This is a genomic window from Hydromonas duriensis (assembly GCF_004363775.1).
Taxonomy (GTDB): Bacteria; Pseudomonadota; Gammaproteobacteria; order Burkholderiales; family Burkholderiaceae; genus Hydromonas; species Hydromonas duriensis.
In genome coordinates this window covers 54483-77884 of the sequence record NZ_SNZE01000008.1, presented here as the reverse complement: position 1 = coordinate 77884, position 23402 = coordinate 54483, and the positions used below count along the sequence as shown (strand labels likewise).

Annotated in this window: 22 protein-coding genes; all 22 read left to right on the top strand. The window is 46.3% G+C overall.

All coding sequences use genetic code 11. The features are described from left to right. Nucleotides 1–143 precede the first annotated feature (143 nt). A complete protein-coding gene (era, locus tag DFR44_RS05265) occupies nucleotides 144–1061 on the top strand; it encodes a GTPase Era (protein ID WP_133619774.1) in 918 nt (305 codons plus the stop codon). Between the two features lie 45 nt (nucleotides 1062–1106). After that, nucleotides 1107–1925: a DNA repair protein RecO gene (recO, locus tag DFR44_RS05260; RefSeq protein ID WP_133619772.1), complete on the top strand. Its 819-nt coding sequence runs from the start codon at nucleotides 1107–1109 to the stop codon at nucleotides 1923–1925. Beyond that, nucleotides 1922–2686 carry a pyridoxine 5'-phosphate synthase gene (gene pdxJ / locus DFR44_RS05255; protein WP_133619770.1) on the top strand — a complete coding sequence of 255 codons (765 nt, stop codon included), beginning with the start codon at nucleotides 1922–1924 and terminating at the stop codon, nucleotides 2684–2686. The genes recO and pdxJ overlap by 4 nt, the downstream gene beginning before the upstream one ends. Next, nucleotides 2683–3093 (top strand): holo-ACP synthase, encoded by a 411-nt coding sequence (acpS, locus tag DFR44_RS05250; protein ID WP_133619768.1) that lies wholly within the window; start codon nucleotides 2683–2685, stop codon nucleotides 3091–3093. Before pdxJ ends, acpS begins: the two co-directional genes overlap by 4 nt. 38 nt (nucleotides 3094–3131) lie before the next feature. Further along, entirely contained in the window at nucleotides 3132–4235 is a 1104-nt protein-coding gene (gene nagZ, locus DFR44_RS05245) for a beta-N-acetylhexosaminidase (RefSeq protein ID WP_133619766.1), read from the top strand. Nucleotides 4236–4365: 130 nt separating this feature from the next. Further along, complete coding sequence (frr, locus tag DFR44_RS05240; protein ID WP_133619764.1) at nucleotides 4366–4926, top strand: ribosome recycling factor; 561 nt, start codon at nucleotides 4366–4368, stop codon at nucleotides 4924–4926. Between the two features lie 85 nt (nucleotides 4927–5011). Continuing rightward, nucleotides 5012–5779, top strand: a complete 768-nt coding sequence (gene uppS, locus DFR44_RS05235) for a polyprenyl diphosphate synthase (RefSeq protein WP_133619762.1) — start codon at nucleotides 5012–5014, stop codon at nucleotides 5777–5779. Between the two features lie 70 nt (nucleotides 5780–5849). Further along, on the top strand, nucleotides 5850–6662 hold the full coding sequence (locus DFR44_RS05230) for a phosphatidate cytidylyltransferase (RefSeq protein WP_133619761.1): 813 nt from the start codon (nucleotides 5850–5852) through the stop codon (nucleotides 6660–6662). 11 nt (nucleotides 6663–6673) lie between these two features. Next, nucleotides 6674–7858: a 1-deoxy-D-xylulose-5-phosphate reductoisomerase gene (gene ispC, locus DFR44_RS05225; RefSeq protein WP_133619839.1), complete on the top strand. Its 1185-nt coding sequence runs from the start codon at nucleotides 6674–6676 to the stop codon at nucleotides 7856–7858. Nucleotides 7859–7876: 18 nt separating this feature from the next. Beyond that, nucleotides 7877–9229, top strand: a complete 1353-nt coding sequence (rseP, locus tag DFR44_RS05220; protein ID WP_133619759.1) for an RIP metalloprotease RseP — start codon at nucleotides 7877–7879, stop codon at nucleotides 9227–9229. Nucleotides 9230–9368: 139 nt separating this feature from the next. Then, nucleotides 9369–11810 (top strand): outer membrane protein assembly factor BamA, encoded by a 2442-nt coding sequence (gene bamA / locus DFR44_RS05215; RefSeq protein ID WP_133619757.1) that lies wholly within the window; start codon nucleotides 9369–9371, stop codon nucleotides 11808–11810. A gap of 25 nt (nucleotides 11811–11835) precedes the next feature. Then, nucleotides 11836–12333, top strand: a complete 498-nt coding sequence (locus DFR44_RS05210; protein ID WP_133619755.1) for an OmpH/Skp family outer membrane protein — start codon at nucleotides 11836–11838, stop codon at nucleotides 12331–12333. Between the two features lie 94 nt (nucleotides 12334–12427). Then, nucleotides 12428–13510, top strand: a complete 1083-nt coding sequence (lpxD, locus tag DFR44_RS05205) for a UDP-3-O-(3-hydroxymyristoyl)glucosamine N-acyltransferase (protein ID WP_133619753.1) — start codon at nucleotides 12428–12430, stop codon at nucleotides 13508–13510. A 68-nt stretch (nucleotides 13511–13578) separates the two neighbouring features. Then, complete coding sequence (gene fabZ / locus DFR44_RS05200) at nucleotides 13579–14016, top strand: 3-hydroxyacyl-ACP dehydratase FabZ (RefSeq protein ID WP_211336901.1); 438 nt, start codon at nucleotides 13579–13581, stop codon at nucleotides 14014–14016. A 62-nt stretch (nucleotides 14017–14078) separates the two neighbouring features. Next, on the top strand, nucleotides 14079–14864 hold the full coding sequence (gene lpxA / locus DFR44_RS05195) for an acyl-ACP--UDP-N-acetylglucosamine O-acyltransferase (protein ID WP_133619748.1): 786 nt from the start codon (nucleotides 14079–14081) through the stop codon (nucleotides 14862–14864). A gap of 5 nt (nucleotides 14865–14869) precedes the next feature. Next, the gene (gene lpxB, locus DFR44_RS05190; RefSeq protein ID WP_133619745.1) at nucleotides 14870–16036 is read left to right on the top strand and encodes a lipid-A-disaccharide synthase; all 1167 of its coding nucleotides are present in this window, start codon (nucleotides 14870–14872) and stop codon (nucleotides 16034–16036) included. Continuing rightward, nucleotides 16036–16653 (top strand): ribonuclease HII, encoded by a 618-nt coding sequence (rnhB, locus tag DFR44_RS05185; protein ID WP_133619837.1) that lies wholly within the window; start codon nucleotides 16036–16038, stop codon nucleotides 16651–16653. The genes lpxB and rnhB overlap by 1 nt, the downstream gene beginning before the upstream one ends. After that, nucleotides 16647–17426: a TrmH family RNA methyltransferase gene (locus DFR44_RS05180; protein ID WP_133619742.1), complete on the top strand. Its 780-nt coding sequence runs from the start codon at nucleotides 16647–16649 to the stop codon at nucleotides 17424–17426. Before rnhB ends, DFR44_RS05180 begins: the two co-directional genes overlap by 7 nt. Before the next feature lie 146 nt (nucleotides 17427–17572). Next, the gene (locus tag DFR44_RS05175) at nucleotides 17573–18751 is read left to right on the top strand and encodes a trypsin-like peptidase domain-containing protein (RefSeq protein ID WP_162845169.1); all 1179 of its coding nucleotides are present in this window, start codon (nucleotides 17573–17575) and stop codon (nucleotides 18749–18751) included. Between the two features lie 73 nt (nucleotides 18752–18824). After that, nucleotides 18825–20210 carry a flavin monoamine oxidase family protein gene (locus DFR44_RS05170; protein ID WP_133619736.1) on the top strand — a complete coding sequence of 462 codons (1386 nt, stop codon included), beginning with the start codon at nucleotides 18825–18827 and terminating at the stop codon, nucleotides 20208–20210. A gap of 146 nt (nucleotides 20211–20356) precedes the next feature. Then, nucleotides 20357–21898, top strand: a complete 1542-nt coding sequence (gene lnt, locus DFR44_RS05165; protein ID WP_133619733.1) for an apolipoprotein N-acyltransferase — start codon at nucleotides 20357–20359, stop codon at nucleotides 21896–21898. Between the two features lie 57 nt (nucleotides 21899–21955). Next, the gene (locus tag DFR44_RS05160; protein ID WP_133619730.1) at nucleotides 21956–23281 is read left to right on the top strand and encodes a DUF445 domain-containing protein; all 1326 of its coding nucleotides are present in this window, start codon (nucleotides 21956–21958) and stop codon (nucleotides 23279–23281) included. Nucleotides 23282–23402 lie beyond the last annotated feature (121 nt).

The following is a 23402-nucleotide window of genomic DNA, read 5'->3' as shown; positions in this document are numbered from 1 at the left end:
CATGATGTAAAATTGTCACATCATGACGTATTCTAATCAATTGATTTTATTTTGTTTTTTGTTAAGACTTGTCTAGTAAGCACCTTAATAAAATTTTTAAACTCAAAATCCGCATATTGGGTTTACTTTCCTTATCTATAAAAATGACCGAACAACTTATTGATTCACCTGACACACCACACAGTTTTCACACGGGTTTTGTGGCCATTATTGGTCGCCCAAACGTTGGTAAATCGACGTTAATGAACAAACTGATTGGCCAAAAAGTGTCCATCACCTCCAAAAAAGCACAAACCACGCGCCATCGTATCAATGGCGTGCTCACTGAAGGGGATACTCAGTATATTTTTGTTGATACGCCTGGGTTCCAAACCAAACATGGTGGTGCGCTTAATCGTGTATTAAACCGCAATGTTTCGCAGGCTTTGGGCGAAGTTGATGTGGTCGTTTGGGTGATTGAAGCCATGAAATTCACATCGCAAGATGAGGCTGTTTTGAATATTTTACCTCGTGAAACGCCCGTGATTTTGGTGGTTAATAAGGTAGATGCCTTGGAGCGTAAAAATGATTTGTTGCCATTTGTGCAAAAACTCAGCACTCGCTTTGATTTTGCACAAATCATTCCTGTGAGTGCAAAAAATGGCATTCAGACCGATGTTTTGCTCAATCAAATTAAGCCATATTTACCTGAAAATCCACCGTTTTTTGATGAAGATGACATCACGGATCGCCCGACTCGATTTTTAGCTACAGAAATCATTAGAGAAAAAGTGTTTCGCTTGTCTGGTGATGAAGTGCCTTATGGCTGTACGGTTGAGATAGAGCTGTTTCAAGAAGAGGGCAAATTGTATCGCATCGCCGCCGCGATTTTGGTTGAGCGCGAAGCACATAAGGGCATGTTAATTGGCAAGGATGGCGAACGTTTAAAACGCATTGCTTCTGAGTCGCGTGCCGACATGGAACGCTTATTTGGTTGTAAAGTGTTTTTAGAAGTGTGGATTAAAGTACGTCAAGGCTGGGCTGATTCTGAATCCAGCTTGAGAAAACTGGGTTACGAGTAGCCCCGAATAAGTGCATTGATTTGCTTGTTCACATCAATATTAAAAATGGCCGTCAAAATTCCTATTGCTAAACTTGAGCGCCGTAAAGGTGTTGAGATGCCCGTGCTTAAGCGCGAGAGCAGCATGCGCGCTGCTTCAAAGGTGCTGCACGAGCCAGCGTATATTTTGCACAGCCAACCCTATTCTGAGACCAGCTTGCTGCTTGATGTGTTCACCCGACATCACGGTCGCATCAGTGTGTTGGCAAAAGGTGCGAAACGGCCATATACTCAATGGCGTGCGAGCTTATTTCAAACGTTCCAAACCTTGTCCTTGGCCTATACGGGCAAGGCGCAAGTCAAAACTTTACTCGATTTGGAGTGGGTCGGTGGTATTCCCATGTTGCAAGGCGCGGCGTTAATGGCTGGGTTTTATATGAATGAGTGGATGCGACGCGCTTTAGCCTTAGATGATCCGCATTCGAGTTTATTTGATGCCTATCAACACAGCTTGGCGGATTTGAGTCTAAGTCCAGCAAATGAGCATGCCGCGGCGTTGCGTGGATTTGAATCGGCTTTGCTGCGCGAGTTGGGCTACGGCGTGCCCTTGCACATGGCATCTGGCGATATTCAAGCCGATGCATGCTATGTTTTGAATGATGATGGGCATGAGTGGTTGTTGTGGCGCGAAACTTCAATGCCGCAAGACCGCGTTTGGGTACATGGACAAACTTTAATTGACATGCAGCACAATCAATATCATGCTACTCAAACAGCTTTGGAATCGAAACGGGTGCTGCGTTTTTTTCTGCACAGGCATATCGGCGCACAACCGTTGAATACACGCCAACTTCTGATTAATTTAAACAAACTCACTTTATTATGATACGTCTAGGCATAAATATTGACCATGTGGCCACGGTGCGTCAAGCCCGTCGCACGATTTACCCATCACCGCTGCACGCCGCTCAACTTGCTGAAGCGGCGGGGGCTGATTTGATTACCGTACATTTGCGGGAGGATCGTCGTCATATTCAAGATGATGATGTGGCAGTGTTGGCTCAAGCCTTTAAAGCTCGCGAGTTGCACACTTACATGAACCTTGAGTCAGCCATTACAGAGGAAATGATTGCTCACGCTTGCCGCATTGCGCCGCGTGATGTCTGCCTTGTCCCTGAAAAGCGTGAAGAGGTGACGACTGAGGGCGGTTTAGATGTGGCGACACATTTCGATGCCGTACAAGCAGCGATACAACGCCTCACCGCAGCGGGCGTACAGCAGGTTTCTTTGTTTGTCGACCCGACCATTGAAGCCATGCGTGCAGCAGCCGATGTTGGTGCGCCCGTGGTTGAATTGCACACAGGCTGTTATGCCGATGCGCCAACCCCTGAGGCTCTGTCGCAGGAGTTGGAGCGCATTCGCATTGCGGCTTATGAAGGCAAGCGCTTAGGTTTACGCATTCACGCAGGGCATGGATTGCATTATGAGAACGTGCAGGCGGTTGCTGCGATTACGGTGATTGACGAATTGAACATAGGTCATGCGATTGTTGCGCGAGCCGTGTTTGATGGTTTCGAAAAAGCGGTACGCGATATGAAAGCCATCATGCATCAAGCTCGATTAACGGCTTTGCGAGGCCAGTCGTGATTTACGGCGTTGGCACTGATTTACTAAAGGTTGAGCGCATTCATGCTGCATTTTTGGCGCGTGGTGAGCGGTTCGCACGACGGATTTTGGGCGAAGATGAATTCAAAATTTTTCAATCGCGCTACCAGCGCAACGAAAATCGAGGCTTGCTATTTCTAGCGACTCGATTCGCGGCTAAAGAAGCTTTTTCTAAGGCGATTGGATTGGGTTTACGCAGTCCAATGAGTTGGGGGATAGTGCAGTTTGTGAATGCGCCATCGGGTAAACCGATGGTCAAGTTGTCCGAGCCGTTACTCTCATGGTGCGCTGAAAGAAGACTATCCTTTCATGTTTCGATGACCGATGAAAGCGATATGGTGTGCGCGTTTGTGGTGGCTGAAATACAAGCAAATGAGACACAAAAATGAGCATGTCCATCTGAGGCGTGCGATTACGAAAGGTGTGAATGATGACGATAAACACAAATAAACTGGGCCCCATCGTTGTTGACTTACTCGGTCATACCCTGACCGATGCAGATAAAAAACGCATTCTTCATCCGCTTACGGGCGGGGTCATTATGTTTGGACGTAATTTCAAATCACGTCGACAAATCACACAGCTGGTACAAAGCATCCGTGCTTTACGCCCAGAGCTTCTGATTAGCGTTGATCATGAAGGTGGGCGCGTGCAACGTTTTAAAACCGATGGTTTTACACACTTGCCCTCAATGCGTGTGCTGGGGCAGTTGTGGGACAAGCAACCTATGGAAGCTGTTCGCATAACCACGGCTGCGGGCTTTGTCTTGGCGGCTGAGTTGCGGGCGGTGGGGGTTGATTACAGCTACACCCCCGTTTTGGATCTTGATTATGGTGAAAGCACCGTTATCGGCGACCGTGCTTTTTCGCATGACCCACGGGTGGTGACCATGTTGGCGAAAGCTTTACAGCATGGTTTGTTATTAGCGGGTATGAAAAATTGTGGTAAACATTTTCCTGGACATGGCTACATCGCAGCGGATTCTCACACCGCCATGCCCGTGGACAAGCGTCCCCTGAAAAAAATCATGACGGATGATGTTTTACCCTATCGCATGTTACAGACCGATTTGGCCGCTGTGATGCCTGCTCACGTGGTCTATCCAAAGGTGGATGCCCAACCCGCTGGTTTTTCGAAAGTTTGGTTGCGGATTTTGCGTGAAGAATTGGGTTTTTCTGGTGCGGTGTTGACGGATGACTTGAGCATGGCAGGAGCCGCTTTGCGTTACCCTGATGTGGTTGAGCGAGTCAAAGCTGCGCTGGATGCAGGCTGTGACCAAGTTTTAATTTGTAATCGCCCTCAAGACTTGGACGCGGCTTTGAATGGCTTGCCTAAATCATACTTAAAAGCGGTTCAACAAAAACATTTGGCGGGGTTAAGGGCGGTTGGTGAGCCGTTGGCTTGGAATGACTTACAAAAAGACAGCCGATATTTGGCGGCGAAAAAAGCCATTGAGCCCTATGTGCACAATAAGCCCGTGGTTGACCCCACAGCGGTGATGCTCAAAAAATCGCTCAAAAATAAAAAATAGGTTTGAGTGGAAAACACATAAAAACCTGCGTCAGAGCTAAAAAAACAGTAAAATGATGCCCATTCGACAATGGTTTTTTTAACCATTGAGCATCAAAAGACATTAATTAAACAGACTTTTTGGAGTTCCCATGCCGCTTGCAGAAATTAAATCAAACGTAGAACAAAAAATGAACAAGAGCATTGAAGCCTTGAAAAACGATTTCACAAAAATTCGCACAGGTCGTGCGCATCCCAGTTTTTTAGACAACGTTCACGTTGATTATTATGGTTCGGCCACGCAATTATCCGCTGTCGCCAACTTGACCCTGCTTGATGCGCGCACAATAGGCGTTCAACCTTGGGAAAAAAGCATGCTCAATGCGATTGAAAAAGCCATTCGTGAGGCCGATTTGGGTTTGAATCCTTCAACCCAAGGCGAGATGATTCGCGTACCAATGCCTGCTTTGACAGAAGAGCGTCGTAAAGAAATGGTGAAGCTGGTTAAAACTGATGCTGAAAATGCAAAAATTGCTGTGCGCAACCACCGTCGTGATGCGAACGAGCAGTTAAAACGTTTATTGAAAGACAAAGAAATCACTGAAGATGATGACCGTCGCACTCAAGATTTTGTACAAAAGTTGACGGATAAATTTATTGCTGAAATCGATAAGATGGTGGCAACCAAAGAAGCGGAAGTGTTGACAGTTTAAAGTCAGACACAACAAGCGCCGACCTTGTCGGCGCATTGTTTTAATAACTATAAAAAGCCCCACGAAAGGGCATAAAGAGAAACACATGAGTGAACACGTGAGCAGTACCCTTACCATTCCAACCGTTCATAATGTGCCAGAGCATGTTGCTATTATCATGGATGGCAATGGTCGTTGGGCCACCAGCCGTGGATTGCCACGAGTTTGGGGACATAAGCGCGGCGCACAAACCGTGCGAGAAGTGGTCCGCATTTGCGTTGAAATTGGGGTCAAAAACTTGACTCTATTTGCGTTTAGTTCTGAAAACTGGCGCCGACCACCTGCTGAGGTGTCTTTTTTGATGAAGTTGTTCATGCGCAGTTTGCGCCGTGAAATCAAAGCATTGGCAGATAACGGCATTCAGCTACGAATTATTGGCGAGTTGTCTGCCTTTGATGAGACCATCCAAGGGTTGATTAAAGAGGCGCATGAAAAAACCCGTGGTGGGAAAAATTTAACATTGACCGTCTCTGCCAATTATGGTGGACGTTGGGATATTTTAAATGCCATGAATGCGTTATTGGCACACCGCAAAGCCAATGGCTTGCCGCTTGATGCACCTGTTTCGGAAGAGGATTTTCAACCGTTTTTACAATTGGCAGATTTGCCTGAGCCTGATTTGTTTATTCGAACGGGCGGCGAAGCTCGGGTGTCGAACTTTTTGTTGTGGCAGCTTGCATATACTGAATTATATTTCACACCGACGTTTTGGCCTGATTTTAACCGCGAAACGTTTTTGGCTGCGGTGGGTTCGTATCAGCAGCGAGAGCGGCGTTTTGGGCGCACCAGTGCGCAGTTAAAAGAAGCGAAATAAGATACCAATGAAATGGCACATTGGTTTTTATCTTTTATTTTTTTCAATGAATTTTTGAATTGGACAATGTATGGTTAAGACCAGAGTATTGACGGCATTGGCGATGTTGTGTGTTGTTGGTGGTCTGATGTTTTTTGCGTCCCCGAATGTTTGGTTGGCTGCGGTGAGTTTAATGGTGGCTTGGGCTGCAGCCGAGTGGGCTAATTTAGCAAAATTTAATAAATTACAAAAAGTACTTTATGTCTTTGCGCTACCTGCTTTATTGGGAGCTGGTTACGCATTCAGTTACGACATCCCGAGCTTGATGGGCGTTGGCATTACTTTGTCTGTTGCATTTTGGATGCTGATTGTGCCTTTATGGCTTTATTTTAGCTGGCATGTGACATTTAAGCCTGCTTTGGCTTTGGTGGGCGCTTTGGTTTTGTTGGTGACGGGTTGGTGCTTTTTATTGGTGAGGCATGATGCACGTTATGCTTGGATGCTGCTCGGTTTATTGGTCGTCGTGTGGGTCGCAGATACGGCGGCTTTTTTCGCAGGCCGTGCTTTTGGTCGGCGTAAATTGGCTCCCAGTATCAGCCCAGGTAAAACCATCGAAGGCGCGTTAGGTGCTTGGGTTGGTGTGACGGTATATTTGGCTGTGGTAACGGTAGGCATGCATTGGTTACCGATTGATTTGGGTTTTGTTAAGTTGTTATTGTTGGGCTTTTTACTCACGTATCAAAGTATTATTGGCGACTTGTTTGAGTCATGGCTCAAACGTTGTGCAGGTGTTAAAGACAGTGGACATGCCTTACCTGGGCATGGTGGAATTTTGGATCGTATTGACTCGATTTTGTCGACCTTGCCTTTGCAGGTGTTGTTACTTAATTGGATTGTGCCGTGAGTACAGTGAAAATGAGTGGGCATAAACAAGTGGTGACGGTGCTGGGCGCTACAGGTTCGATTGGTTGTAGCACCTTGGATGTTATTGCACGTCATCCAGAGTTGTTTGAAGTGTTTGCGCTTACGGGTGTATCGCAAGTGGAACGTTTGGCAGCTCAGTGTGCGCAGTTTTTGCCACGTTTTGTGGTGGTGCTTGATGATTCCACTGCTGTCGATTTGCGTGCTCGTTTGTCAACCTTGTCACCGCGGACAGAGGTGCTGGTGGGTGTTCAGGCCTTGTGTGACGTGTCGAGTGCGGTTGAGGTTGATACCGTCATGGCTGCTATTGTTGGGGCGGCTGGCTTGTTACCTGTCATGGCTGCCGCACGCGCGGGTAAGCGAATATTATTGGCCAACAAAGAGGCCTTGGTGATGGCTGGGGCTTTGATGACTCAAGCCGTGCGTGAACATCACGCACAGCTGGTGCCTATTGACAGTGAGCACAATGCGATTTATCAATGCTTACCTATTAATGGTCAAGGTGAGGTGGATAATAGAGCGGTGGCGTCCATTACGCTCACTGCATCGGGCGGGCCTTTTCTTCACATGGCTTTAAAAGATTTGGGTGCTATCACACCAGAGCAAGCTTGTGCGCATCCGAGATGGCAAATGGGTCGTAAAATATCGGTTGATTCAGCCACGATGATGAATAAGGGCTTGGAGGTCATTGAAGCGCATTGGCTGTTTGGCGTGCCCGCAGAGCAAATTAATGTCGTGATTCATCCGCAGAGCATTGTTCATTCGTTGGTGAATTATGTGGATGGTTCGAGCTTGGCTCAACTTGGGCATGCGGATATGCGCGTACCCATTGCTCATGCCTTAGCGTGGCCTGAGCGCGTGTCGTCTGGTGTGGCTACTTTGAATTTAGCCACTCAAGGCGAGTTGAATTTTTATCCGCCTGATTTTGATAAATTTAAATGTTTGGATTTGGCATTTGCCGCCTTGCGTGTGGGCGGTGCAGCGCCGATTGTGTTGAATGCTGCAAATGAATGTGCCGTGGCTGCGTTTTTAGATGGGCAGATGGCGTATTTAGATATTGCTAAAACCAATGAACAGGCTTTGACGGCATTAAGCCTGAGTGCGCCGACCAGCTTGGATGACGTTGTGGCCATTGATAAAGAGACTCGCGAATGGGTCAAGAGCCATGTACTGGTGTGACAGCTTAAAAGGTAAAACATGAACAGTCTGTGGAGTTTTATAGTTGCAATTTTAGTTTTGGTCACCATTCACGAGTGGGGGCACTACTGGGTGGCAAAAAAATGCGGCGTCGATATTGAGAAATTTTCAATAGGCTTTGGTAAGCCTTTGTTCACATGGAAAAATAAAGAGGGCACAGAGTTTTGTCTCGCGATGATTCCTCTCGGTGGCTATGTCAAAATGCGCGGCGAGTATGCAATTACAACGGCAGAAGAACAGGCAGCTCAACCCAAAGGCAGTTTTGCGGCGTGTAATGTATGGCAACGAATGGCGATTGTAGTGGCAGGGCCGTTGGTGAATTTATTATTTGCTTTTTTAATTTTCACTGTTTTCTCGTATGGCACACAACACGTCATAGCCCCTGTTGCACAAGCGCCCGTAACCCAAACCCTAGCAGCCCCTTTGGGCATTCAAACGGGTGATGTTATTACGGAAATCAACCAAAAGCCTGTTGTCAGTTGGAATGATGTTAATGTGGCTGTGTCGCGCTCGGTGTTTAATCAAACAGCGATTGATTTAACATGGCGAGGTGTTGATGGCGTTGTTCATCAAGGCACATTAAACACCGCTGGCATCTCAATAGAAGACCCCGCTTGGCTTGATGCTATTGGACTTTATCCAGAAGAAACTCAGCCTCGTTTAGGGCGCGTCATGCCTCATAGCGTTGCTGAAGCGGCTGGTTTACAAGATGGTGATGAGGTGACTCATATCGATGGTGTCGCCATTTATGGTGCAACAGCCTTGCGAGAGGCTATTACCCAAAATCCCAATAAATACATTGCGCTCACGGTTAATCGCAATGGAAAAAGCCTAAATATTGATGTGAAGCCTGCAGCGGTAGAAACTAAGGTCAAAGCCAATGGTACAGAAGAGGTAAAAACAATTGGACGAATTGGTGTTGCTATCTCAGGTTTCAACAGCATTCAGATTCACCAAGGTATGTTGACGGCTTTAGAAAAAGGGGTGAAAGCCACTTGGGATTCGACTGTGATGACGTTTCAAGGCATGTTCAAAATGTTGACAGGGCAACTTAGCCTTAAAAACATTGGCGGCCCTGTTTCTATTGCCCAAATGGCGGGCGAGAGTAGTACCGCTGGTTGGGTGACTTTCGTTGGCTTTTTGGCCATGCTTTCAGTCAGCTTGGGCGCATTAAATTTATTACCAATTCCGATGCTTGATGGCGGGCATTTGGTATACTATGTCATCGAAGTTTTTACGGGTAAGCCCGTATCAGAAAAGATTCTAGCGGTCGGTCAGCGTGTAGGCCTAACATTTTTACTGTGCTTAATGGGCATTGCATTTTATAATGACGCGTTAAAGCTGTTCGGTTAAAATGCATCAGTTGCTGGTTTTATAACGTTTCACTCGATTTTGGGTTTGAAAAAATATGGATGTTCTTTTTTAAACAATTCTGCGCCATAAAAACGCTAATTGCTTAAACTCGAGCCGTTCATCATGGATTAGGAAAATTATGTCGGTCAGTCAAATTGCTTCATATAAACCTGCTAAAGCACTTGTTGCCCTGGCTGTAGCTGGTTTGTTTGTCTCTACGCCAGCTATGGCCAAAACCGCTAAAGTGAAAAAAACACCCGCCACAACGTCAGCGACTAATGTCGCTGTTGCTGTGCCTCAAGGTGTTAAGCTAACTGATATTTTGGTGCAAGGTCTGCAACGTTCTGACCCATCCGCTGTATTTGGCTTTTTACCTGTTAAAGTTGGTGATACGTTTAATCCAAGTCAGTCTCAAGATGTCATTAAAGCCCTTTACGCATCAGGCTTGTACGAAGACGTTAGCGTTGGTTTAAATGGTAGTGTGTTGGTTGTGAAATTGGCTGAACGCCCCGTTGTGGCAGACTTTACCATTAAGGGCATGAAAAATTTTGATAAAAAAGAAGTATCTCAAAATTTAAAAAATTATGGGTTCGCTCAAGGCTATCCTTATGATCCTGCACTGCTCGAAAAAGTAAAAACAGAATTACAAGCCATGTACGCAGATGCGGGTCTCGTTAATGCTAAAGTAACCTCTGAAGTCAAAGAGCAAGACCGCAAGCAAGTCGCGATTACGATTAATGTAGATGAAGGTCAATACCTTAAAATTAAAAAAATCACAGTTGAAGGCAATAAAGCTATTTCAACTGGTAAAATTCGCTCCATCATGGAGCTGAATAAAAATGGTCTGTTTTCTTGGTACTCAAAAGACAGTCGTTTTGCACCAGAGCGATTCAAAGCCGACTTGGATGCCATTCGTTCTTATTATTATGACAAAGGTTATCTCGATTTTGAGTTTACCAACGTAGAAACTCCAGAAACAGCAGATAAAAAAGGCATTGAAATCAAAATGGCCGTTTCTGAAGGCGAGCCATACTACGTCAATTCAATTGCTTTGCGTGGCGATACGCGCGGCGTACCCGTGGAGGAAGTTGAAAAGTTTGTTAAGTACAAACAAAGTGCAGTCTATTCGCGCTCAAAAATGTCAGATATTGTGGCCAACGTATCTCGTCGTCTAGGCGATGACGGCTATGCTTTGGCAAAAGTTGATATTGTGCCATCAATCAATAAGAGTACACACTTGGTTGATGTGGTTGTTAAAGTAGAACCTGGTGAACGTGTTTACGTGCGACACATCAACGTGCTTGGTAATAGTCGTACCAAGGATGAAGTGATTCGTCGTGAAGCCCGCCAAATGGAAAGCTCTTTATACAGTGCTGAACGAGTCCAGCTGTCGCGTGACCGTATTGACCGTTTGGGTTATTTTAGCGAAGCAACTGTTGAAACAGTCCCTGTTCAGGGGGCCAATAACCAAGTGGATGTGAACTACTCGGTAAAAGAAGTACCCACTGGTGATTTAAAGCTAGGTTTGGGGTATAGCACTTCAGACAAAGTGAGCTTGTCGGGTTCAATTAATGAAAACAACTTCATGGGTTCAGGCAACTCATTGGGCTTGGAGGTTGATACCAGTAGCTCAAGTCGCAATGCCACGATTACAACCCGTAACCCATACATGACTAAATTTGGTGTGAGCCGTGATTTTTCGATTTACTATCGCAAATATGACGCATCTAAACTGAATATTTCTGATGTGAAGTACACCACGATGGGGGTAAATTTAAGTTTTGGTGTACCTATCTCTGAAAGACATAAAATTTTCTTGGGTATCAATCCAGAGCGCAATAAGGTTGTATTAGCCAGTACCGGAAGTGTTCCACCAAGTTATGAGCAATATACGCAAGGTGGCGATACTTTCACAACCTACGCTTTGACTGCGGGGTGGAGCTATGATACGCGCGACTCAGGTTTTGCGCCATCACGCGGTATGTTGCAGCGCTTAAATGCCGAGGTGTCCCCATTTGGTGATGTTCATTATTACAAAGCATCATATCAATTACAAAAATTTGTGCCAATATCAAAATACCTTACTTTGGCATTTAACTCACAGTTTGATTATGGCAAAGGTTATGGCGGTCAGTCATTCCCTTTTTTCAAAAACTTATTTGCGGGCGGGATTGGCTCTATTCGGGGCTTTGACTCCAGTTCAATGGGACCCACTCAAACCACTCAAACGGGTGAGTTGGCCTATATTGGCGGTTCTAAACGTGTCATTGCTAACCTTGAGTTGCAGTTCCCTTTCCCCGGTATGACTAAAAATAGAGGGGTGCGTTTGTTCACCTTTGCGGACTTGGGCGGCTTGTGGTCAGACAATGGCGCTGATGGCAACCCAATTCTTGATAGTGATAACTGCAATGTGAGTAAAATCAGTTTTTCTGGTTGTAATGGTTTACGATACTCTTACGGCGTAGGGTTGTCTTGGGCATCGCCTATTGGTCCTTTGAAATTTAGCTATGGCATACCAATCAACAAAAAACCTCATGACAAGGAACAACGCTTCCAATTCCAAATTGGTACTTCGTTCTGATTATTAAGGTATATAAGGGCAAAATATGAAAAAAATGACAATATTGTGGGCGACTTTTGCTACCAGTATGTTGATGACAGGCACTGTCATGGCACAGCAGTTCAAAATGGGCTATGTCAGTTTAGATCGCTTGATGGCCGAGTCTGCGCCAGCGAAGACGGCGCGCAGTACTTTAGATAGTCAATTTAAGCCGCGTGAGGCCAGTTTGGATACAAAAGCTGCTGCCATTCGTTCAAAGCAACAAGCGTATGAAAAGGATTTTCCTAAATTAACCGATGCGCAACGTGCCGAGCGAGAGAAAGATTTGGGTCAAAGCATGGATGCATTTGAAGCGGAAAGAGCCAAGTTTGAAGAGGATTTGTCTGTTGCTCAAAACAAAATGTTGCAAGACTTGTTGAATAAAGCCAACGCGGTGATTAAATCTTTGGCTGAAAAAGAAGGTTATGATTTAATTGTGCAAGATGCGGTATATATCAAACCTGAATATGACTTGACACGTCGAGTGATTGAGCAACTGCGTTAATTTTTAAACTGTGTTTTATTAGTCGTATGTCCAAAGAGGCGTTTTGAATGGTATTTCGAAAGCCTCGCCTCCATTTATTTGAAATTTTTAGACAATGACGAAACTTAATTCTTTTAAGCCAGTGTATGTGCCCGCACAATCACTGGCTGATTTATTTTCAGGTTTTCCCTTATCCTATGAGGTGGCCAATGAGGTTGATAATGTTGAGGTTTCGCATATCGCCCCTTTGGATTTAGCGAGTCAGGGGGCTTTCGCTTTTTTGAGCAATCCTGCATTACGCGAGCAATTAAAGAGCACGGCAGCCAGTGCTGTGGTTTTAACCAAAGATGATTATGATTGGTTAAAGTCTCAAAGAAGCACGGACGGCTCAACCGTTTATGTCTTGTGCAGCCAGCCCTACGCAGCTTACGCGTTTGTGGCACAGCGATTGTATTTGCAAAGACGTTTAAAGGCTGGTGTACATTCTTCTGCAGTATGTGATGAGACGACTCAAATTGCTGGGAGTGCACAAATCGATGCCCGTGTTGTGGTGGGTGCGAGGGTGAAAATTGGTGATCGGGTTCATCTGCACGCGGGTGTTGTGATTGGCGATGATGTTGTGATTGGTGATGATACAACGGTTTATCCGAATGTCACCATTTATCACGGTTGTGAAATTGGTCAACGAGCCATCATTCATGCGGGAGTGGTCATTGGTTCGGATGGTTTTGGCTTTGCGCCGAGTCCGATGGGTTGGCATAAAATCCCACAGGTTGGACGTGTTGTGATTGGTCCTGATGTTGAGATAGGTGCAAATACGACCATTGACCGTGGGGCACTGGCCGATACAGTGATTCATGATGGCGTTAAGCTCGACAATCAGATTCAAATTGCGCATAATTGTGTCATTGGTGCGCATACTGCCATTGCCTCATGCGTGGGGATTGCTGGCAGTTCAACGATTGGTTCACGCTGTATGATTGGTGGTGCGGCAATGATTGGCGGACATTTATCTATACCTGACAATACCGTTATTTCAGGTGCGACCGCTGTGCCCAGCTCTTTAGCAGAAGCTGGGCACTATTCTGGTATTTTCCCGCCCATGCGTCATCGCGATTGGGAAAAAAATGCTTCGTTGATTCGGCATTTGTCTGATTTGCGTAAACGGCTGCGTGCTTTAGAAAAAGCCTCATCGTGAGTATTCAAAATTTTTAATTTTTAAAAAACTAAAGGTAAATTATGAGTGAAGCAACTAATGACAACCCAATGCAAGAGGGATACGACATTAAATCAATTATGGAGCGTATTCCACACCGCTATCCATTTTTGTTAGTTGACCGAGTGTTGGAATGGCGTTTGAATGACCATCTCATTGCTGTTAAAAATGTCACTATGAATGAGCCATTTTTTAATGGACATTTCCCTGGTAACCCTGTTTTTCCAGGCGTGCTGATTATGGAGGCTCTGGCTCAAGCATCGGCTTTGTTGTGGGTGCAGGAACGAAATCCGAACGATGTGTTTTATTTCGCAGGGATGGAGAATGTACGTTTTAAGCGTCCTGTTGTGCCAGGAGACCGAATGATTTTAGAAACGCGCTTGACGCGCGTGATTCGTGGTTTTGCTAAGTTTGCAGCCAAAGCGTCTGTGGATGGTGAGGTTGTGGCTGAGGGCGAGTTGTTGTGTGCTTATCGTACACAAAAATAAATTTAAATCGGTGGCTTAATCATTAATTAGGCAACTAAAATAATTCTTTTGAAGGTTCGCAAATGGCTGTACAAATTCACCCCACTGCGATTGTGGAACAAGGTGCCCAATTAGGCGAAGACGTCGTGATTGGTGCATACAGCATCATTGGTGCTCAAGTGAGTATTGGTGACCGCACGCATGTAGGCTCTCATAGCATTATTGAGGGCATCACTGACATTGGCGTTGACAATCAAATTGGTCATCATGTTTTGCTGGGAGGACCACCTCAAGATAAGAAATATGCAGGAGAACCCACACGCCTGAGTATCGGTGACCGCAATTCGATTCGTGAGTTTACCAGTGTGCATCGAGGCACGGTGCAAGACAAAGGTGTAACCATTGTTGGCAATGACAATTGGATTATGGGGTATGTTCATTTGGCGCATGACTGCGTGATTGGGAATCATACGATTTTGGCGAGTAATGCACAATTGGCAGGACACATCCATGTCGGCGATTGGGCAATTATGGGCGGTTTGACGGGTTCGCACCAGTTTGTTAAGGTTGGAGCGCACGCCATGGTGGGCGGCGGCTCTGTGTTGCACAAAGATGTGCCGCCGTTTGTCATGATAAGTGGTAACCCTGCGACGCCATTTGGCGTTAATTCTGAGGGGATGAGACGTCGTGGCTTTACGCAAGAGCAAATCATGGCGGTTAAGCGGGCTTACAAAGCCATTTATCGTCAAGACTTGACGATTGAACAAGCGATTGAAGCCATCACGGCATCGGCGCAACCCGATACCGCCTCAGTTCTTAACTTGATGACTACTTTTTTGACACAAGCCACACGTGGCATTGTTCGTTAATCCGCATGAATGTTGATGCACAATTTCAGAGTTTGAGTCTTGCGCTGGTGGCTGGAGAGTCATCTGGTGACCAGCTTGGGGCTGAGTTGGTTAAGGGCGCGCGCGCGACTTTTTTAGAAACAAGTGCCGTTGGCATTGCAGGTGATGCAATGGTTCGTGAGGGTGTGCAAGCATGGTGGCCATCGCAATCTTTAGCCGTGCGCGGCTATTTTGAGCCGATTCGACATTTGCCGCGCATTATTGGCATGCGCAACGACCTGATTAAACGACTGACCATCATACAACCCGATGTTTTTGTTGGCATAGATGCGCCAGACTTTAACTTAGGTGTTGAAACCAAGTTGCGTGCTGCGGGTGTCAAGACCATGCACTACGTCAGCCCGTCAATTTGGGCTTGGCGACCGAAGCGTATTGAAAAAATCCGTCGTGCAGCCAATCATGTGTTGTTGATTTTTCCATTTGAACAAAAAATTTATCAAGATGCAGGCATCCCAGCCACTTACGTTGGGCATCCGTTTGCGTCGCACATTCCACTAACCGCCGACACCCTTGCAGCGCGAACAGCGTTACAAATCTCAGCGGAAGGTTTGGTCATTGCCTTATTGCCTGGATCAAGGCACTCTGAAATTGATTACAATCTACCTGGTTTTTTTCAGGCTGCGCAACAGTTGACAAGGGTTTTGGGTGATGTTCAATTTATCTTGCCAATAGCACATGCGGCATTACGCGATAAAGTTCAAACCATGCGTGCGCAATACGCGCCAAATATTGCCTTACGCTTATTCGATGGACAGGCTCGCAACGTGATGGAGGCAGCAGATGCGACATTGGTTGCCAGTGGTACCGCAAGTTTAGAGGTGGCTTTGTATAAAAAACCCATGGTGATTTCATACAAAACGTCACGCTTATCGGCAGCTATTTATCCAAAAGTAGCATTGTTGCCTTGGATTGGTTTACCCAATATTTTACTGAACGAGTCTTTTATTCCAGAGGTTTTGCAAGATGATGCCACGCCTAAAGGTCTGGCTGATGCCTTGCTTGCACAAATGAATCGTTACGCAAGTGACACGAGTGTAAGTGAGCGTTTAATGGCTTTACATCACAGCTTAATTGCGGATACGCCGAGTTTATGTGCACAAGCGATTGCACAAGTGCTTGAGTATAGTCAATGATGGTTGTCGATGATTTATTTGCGGTCTCTGCAGGAGAGGCTCAGTTGATTTGTGGCACAGATGAAGCAGGGCGCGGCCCACTGGCAGGTGCTGTTTATGCTGCGGCTGTGATTTTGGATACGCCCATCATCGGCTTAAATGATTCTAAAAAGTTATCGGCTAAGACACGCGAGCGTTTGAGTGAAGAAATTAAGTCTCAAGCGCGGGCATGGTGCATCGCCAGTGCCAGCGTGGCGGAAATTGACGAGTTGAATATTTTACAGGCCAGCCTGTTGGCCATGACGCGAGCGGTTGAGGGGTTGTCTGTCAAAGCCGATTGGGTGTGGGTTGACGGCAAACACTTCCCTAAACAATTGCTGCAAAAAGGTTATGCAGGGCAAGCCTTGGTTGGTGGTGACGCTCTACAGTCGAGTATTTCAGCGGCTTCGATTTTAGCTAAAGTTGCGCGTGATTTAGATTGTTTACGTTTAGACGCACTGTATCCTCAGTATGGCTTTGCTCAACACAAAGGCTATCCGACAGCGGTGCATCTTGCGGCATTAAAGGCGCATGGGGTGTGTCCCGAGCACCGTCGTAGCTATGCCCCTGTACGGGCGATTTTGGAACGCACATGCTGATTACTTCAAAAGATAATGCGGCTGTAAAAGCCCTGAAAAAATTGTTGTCTACGCCAAAACGCAGTGATGAGCGCATTGTGCTTGAAGGCATTCATGTGTGCCAAGCTTTTTTAGCTCAAGGTGGTCGTCCTTTTAAAGTTTGGGTCGCTGAAAGTTCACAAATGAACCTTGAAATTGCGGAGCTGCTCATGACTTTGCAAACCGAGCGGGTTGCGGTTAATCGACTGCCAGATGCTATTTTTCGTGAGCTCAGTATTTTGGAGCAGGGCGCTTCGATTATTTTTGAGGTGGTGCGCCCGACCGAAACGGCTTGGTTGACTGAGGGCAATGCCATTTTGCTTGATGGTGTGCAAGACCCAGGCAATATGGGTTCAATCTTACGCAGTGCCGCGGCGGCGGGTGTACGTCATGTGTATCTAAACTCAACGTGCGTCAATCCATTTTCTCCTAAAGTGTTGCGAGCAGCGGTTGGCGCACATTTTTCACTGCATATTGTTGAGCATGTCAATTTAATAGAGTTGATGGGGTATTTACGCCAGCATGGGACTCAAACCATTGCCACCAGCTCTTATGCCGCTTCAAATCTGTATGATTTGAACTTAAATCAAGCCGTGGCGTGGTTGATGGGCAATGAAGGCGCAGGCGTTGCGCAGGCTCTTATCGAGGCGGCAGACATGCGCGCTTATATTCCGATGCGCCATGGAGAATCGTTGAATGTTGCAGCCGCAGCGGCGGTGTGCTTGTTTGAAATGCAGCGACAGCAGCGTCATTAACGCATCCATTTGTTAACAGATAAAAGCCACATGCCCGTTGTATGGCTAAATGCAGCTCGGTCAAATAAAGGTCCAGTTGTTTTTTTCAGATTAACGCCCATATAACAATCTCAATCTACAAACAAAAAATGCCTAAGGAGAAGCGCATGGTTACTGTATTTAAAAAATTCAGTCACTTTTTGATATTGTCTGTATTGATGGGGATGCTACTGGGTTGCTCTGATAAAAAAGATGAGGGCAAAAGCCAGAGTGAACCAAGCACAAGCATAGCGACACCCGCAAAAACACCCGCAGCACCTTTGGTCACAGGACTGCCTGATTTTACGCCACTGGTCGATAAAGTCGCACCTGCTGTGGTGAATATTCGAGTCGCGGAGAAGGTGCAAATCGGACAAGCCAACTCTCAACTGAATATGATTTGTCAAATGTGGCCTGACTTTCCAGCATGTCGCATGCGCCCAGAACAAAAGAATGTACCCGATGGTGACAGTGGCTCGAATGAACGTCAAACGGGCGTTGGTTCAGGCTTCTTGATTTCGGCAGATGGCTATATTTTGACCAACCATCATGTCGTTAATGGGGCGAGCACCATCACCGTTTCTCTCAATGACCAGCGTGAATTTAAGGCTAAATTGGTTGGTAGCGACGCCAGAACCGACGTGGCTGTGATTAAAATTGAAGGGGAAAGTTTTCCTTTTTTATATCCCGCTGATTCAGACAACATTAAAGTTGGGCAATGGGTGATGGCCGCAGGCTCTCCATTTGGATTAAAAAATACAGTAACTGCGGGCATCATCAGCGCGATTAAACGCGACACAGGTGAGTTGGTGCCTTTTATTCAAACCGATGCCGCTGTTAATCCAGGCAACTCAGGCGGCCCGCTGGTCAATATGTCAGGCGAAGTGGTGGGCATCAATAGCCAAATTTTATCCAACAGCGGTTCATTTGCAGGCATTGCATTGGCGATTCCAATCAATGAAGCCTTAAATGTCGCGGAGCAAATTCGCACAACAGGCAAAGTGAATCGTGGTCGCATTGGGGTTGCAATTGCTTCTGTTGAAGCAGATTCAATCAAGTCATTGGGCTTGCCTAAGGCAACAGGTGCATGGATTAAAGAAGTCGAACCCAATTCTGCTGCTGACCAAGCAGGTTTGCGAGCCAATGACGTGGTTTTAAAGGTTAATCAACAAGTGATTGAAAATAGCACGGATTTTGCTCGCATCATCGGCAACAGCACGCCAGGAACGCCGTTTACATTTGATGTGTGGCGCGCAGGGCGAACCATTATGCTAGAAGTGACGGCTGGTAAAGACACAAGAAAGTAAAATTTTGATTAACACGCTTTGAAATAAAGATAAAATACATGTTTATTTACCTTTGTTCACCAGTGAGGGCGTGATGGATCAAAAACGACGTGATTATTTAAAAACCATGGCTTTGTTGGGTGGTTTATCAATTGCACCAATTGCAGCCTATGCTCGCACCGATAAATCCGTCCCTTCAGTTTTAATTTTAGGGGCAGGCGTGTCGGGTCTATCGGCGGCTCAAGTTTTAACGCAAGCGGGCTGTCAAGTTAAGATACTTGAAGCGCGATCGCGGGTTGGTGGACGCTTGCATACCAGTCATGCTTGGCAAGACATGCCGATTGATTTAGGGGCATCTTGGATTCATGGTGAAAAAGGCAACCCAATCACCGACATAGCCAATCAAATTAAAGCACAACGCATCTCCACATCTTATGACAGTGCGGCGTTATACATCGCACGTGAGTTAAAAACAGCAGGTGTGACCGATGCCAATGAAGACGCTTCTGAACGCATTGTCCAACGGGCGTTTAAATTTGCAGAGCAGCGTGCTCAAGACAGCAGCTTGCAGGAGGCTGTGAATGCAGAATTGGCGAGTAAACGCATCAGCCGCGAAGCCTTGGCTCAATTAAATTTTTACATCAGCGGTAAATACGAGCAGGAGTATGCAGGGGATGCGAATGAAATGTCCGCATGGACGATTGATGACAATAAAGCCTTAGGGGACGATGATGTGTTGTTTCCTCAAGGATACAATCAAATCAGTGACCACTTGGCAAAAGGCCTCGACATCGCGCGTGAGCACGTTGTTACTGCGGTCGAATATAGCGATAAAGGCGTTAAAGTCACCACTGAGCATAATGGACAAACTATCACTCATCAAGCCGATGCGGTTTTGATTACTTTGCCTTTGGGTGTGTTGAAAAAACAAAAAATTGATTTCATGCCCGCTTTACCAGAAGACAAGCAAGAGGCCATCGAAAGTCTCGGCATGGGTTTGTTAAATAAACTCTTTTTACGTTTTGATTCTGTGTTTTGGCCTAAAAAGTTTGATTGGCATGAGTACTTGTCGTATGACAAAGGCCGTTGGTCTGAATGGGTCAGCTTTGCGAAAGTGGATGATACGCCCGTTTTACTTGGTTTTAGTGCGGCGCAACGCGCCCGTGAGATGGAACAGTGGTCTGATGAACGCATCGTTGAAGATGCGATGGTTGCGTTGCGTGATATGTTTGGCAGTCAAATACCCAATCCCAAAGCCTATCAACGCACACGTTGGGCGTCAGACCCTTATGCCTATGGTTCGTACTCGTTTAATGCGGTCAATAGCAACAACGAACATCGCAAAGCCCTTGCAGAGCCGACTCAAAGTCAATTGTTTTGGGCGGGTGAAGCGACTCATGCCGATTATCCTGGCACGGTGCATGGTGCCTATTTAAGCGGTGTTCGTGCTGCGAGAGAAATTTTAAAAGTTAAAGTTTAAACAATAAAAAAAGCACCTTAGTCGAGGTGCTTTTTTATGAGCGCTTGGTTTTAATGAAGACGCGTTCATTTGAAGCATATTCTAATGCTCAAACAAGTTGCTTCTTAGGTAAAATGCGGCATCTTAACCAAGTTTGGAAAAAATGAATGAAGAATGTCGCACTTTATATTCTTGCGGGTTTATTGGGCGGTTTGTACGCCTTGAGTTTTGCCCCAGTGCCATCAGGAATGTTACAGGTATCCTGTTTGACAGGCTTGCTCCTCCTTTTGTCAGTTGTCGATAAACCCGTGCGAGCGGTCTGGGCGTTTACTGTGATGTGGTTTTGTGCGGGCTTGTATTGGCTGCATTTTTCCATGCATGATGTGGGTGGCTTACCGATATGGATGTCTGTTTTTGCAATTGTTTTGCTGTCGTTGTATTTGTCGTCGTTTTATGTGTTGGCTGTGTACATGTGGCGGCGTTTTTTTGTGCAGAGACAGTTGTCGAGTGACCTGTTGGCATTTCCTGCGTTGTGGACGGCGGCTGAATTGGCTCGCGGCTATTTATTTGGTGGTTTTCCTTGGTTGGCTTCGGGTTATGCACACATTGATAATCCGATATTGAGGGGTTGGTTTGCGATTTTTGGCGTGTATGGCGTGGGGTTTTTGGCTGTCGTTTTTGCGGGCGGAATGGCGTTCGTTGCCCGTCAATTGTTTAAGAAGCAGCGTGATACAAAAGCGTTGATGTTGACGGCGGTCAGTATGTTAGTGATGCTTGGGTTGGGATGGGCTGCTCGGGGGTTGAGTTGGGGAGAGAAATCAGGAGCGCCGATTAGTGTGAGCATCGTGCAACCCAATGTGTCGCAAACAATTAAGTTCGATGAGGCTGAAATCATTAAAAACACACATCGCTTTATTGACCAATCAATCAAATCAAATGCGCAATTGACAGTTTTTCCTGAAACGGCTTTGCCGTATCCGTGGACGATGGTGCCTGAGCCAATGCTTGAACCTTTACAAGCGGCTTTAAAAGACCGTGTTGTGCTAATGGGTGGTGTTGGTGTGGATGCAGCAAAAGGTGAGTTTTACAACAGTGGCATGTGGTTATCGGGGCAGGGTGATATTTTTAATCCTCCGCGTTACGATAAAATTCACTTATTGCCGTTTGGCGAAATGGTGCCGTGGGGGTTTAATTGGTTCATCAAAATGATGAATATTCCTCTTGGTGGTTATGGGTATGGTGTGTCTCGCCAGCCTTTTGAACTTAAAACCAATGGGCAAACGACGCGGGTGGGCGTGAATATTTGTTATGAAAATGAATTTGGTGAGGAGCTTATCAAGGCTTGGGCGCAGGGTGATGCGCAAGCCCCGAATATTTGGGTCAATATGACCAATCTGGGCTGGTTCGGTTCAGTCAACCAGAGTACGGCACAACAGCAGCATTTGTACATGTCGCGCGCCCGCGCGTTAGAAATGGCGCGTCCCGTAATTGTTGCGACCAATACGGGTTTGTCAGCGTATATTGATGCGGCAGGAACGGTGTTGAATCAATTGCCAGCCGATGAGGCGAGTCAAAGCACTGTGCAAGTCCAAGGCATGACAGGTTTAACGCCTTATGTGGGCTGGGGCAATGCGCCTGTATTGGGCTTTATTAGCTTCTTGTTTGGCTTATCGGTGTTTTTACGGCACCGTCAAGGCATGGATATTTAAATCGAATGTATTAAAGAAATATATTTAATTTAAGAAGCATAAAAAAATGAGGGTCACATGAGTCGTTCAATCCGTGCGATACACAAAGCTCACACCGCTCGCCGTTGGGCGTTGATATTGTTGCTGGTTAATTTGACTGTGTTTATCAGTGTGTTGCTGGCGCAGAGCAATGGCTACCATCATCCTGCATTGGCTTATATCAAGGCCTTCGCTGAAGCCGCATGTATTGGTGGGCTGGCGGATTGGTTTGCTGTGGTCGCATTGTTCCGTCATCCGCTGGGTATCCCCTTGCCCCACACCGCGATTCTTCCTGCAAAGCAAGCGCAACTCGCGCAAGGGGTGGCAAAGTTCATCACGACTCATTTTCTTGAGCCGTCGGTCATCAGTGAGCAGCTTCTGCGCTTGGACGTCGGGCGGCACCTCAATGTCTACGCGCAGCAACATTTGACGCAGGCGGTCGTTGTGCAATATGTGCCGAATATTTTGCAAACACTCATGCGTCGTGTGCCCATCGAAGCGCCGACTCAACTTGTTGTTTGGAGTCGAAGTGCCATGACGGCGTATTTGAGCGGCGCTCGTTTAGGACGTTCAACAGCGCGTTTGATTGATGTCGCGCGCGAGCAAGGTTTAGACCGTAGGCTTGTCAACGCCATGGCGCAATCTTTACATGAGTTTGTCACCGCTGAAGATGCGAAGGAGCGCATGCGTCCGTGGTTGAGTGAGTTGGCGGTGGCGGCACAAAAACTAGACACGTCGGACGCATCATGGTGGGACAAAATGAAAAGTCAATTGACGGGGCAAGCGATTGAATGGGCGGATGACCTCATTATTGATAAGTCTTTGGCTTGGCTTGCTGATTTGACCGTGAATGTACAACAAGATGAACAACATCCTGTTCATCTTTGGGTGGGCGAGCATGTGCAGGGTTGGCGTGAAAAATTGTATAACGATGAGGTTTGGCATGATTGGCTCGCCGCTCATGTGCATGACTGGCTCCACACAACCACGGCTGAAGCCATGGTGAAGGCGGTTTGGAGTAAAAGTCGTTCGTGGCTCGATGAAGCGGTGGCTGTTGATTCAGCCTATATAGAACCCGTCGCAGAGAAAATACGGCAAGTTGTTTTAACTTACATCGCAGACAGTGAGCAACAAAGCCGTTTAACAGAACAACTTGCGCAACAGGTCGCCAAGGGTTTAACTGAATATCAAGACGACATCCGCGAGTGGCTCACTACCCAAATGAACATGTGGAGCAAAGAGCGATTAAACAGTGCGCTGGACAATGCGATTGGGCATGACTTGCAATACATTCGCATCAATGGCACATTGATTGGCGGATTGATTGGCGTGATATTATTTGCAATCAGCCAATGGCTGGGTTAAATATTTGGATGAGTTAAGCTAAAAAAACGCTGCAATGAGGGTTTGAATGGCAATGTTCAATTGACATCACGAAAGTTTGCAAAGTCGTTAGGACGCACTAAATATTGATAGGGCCTGTCTA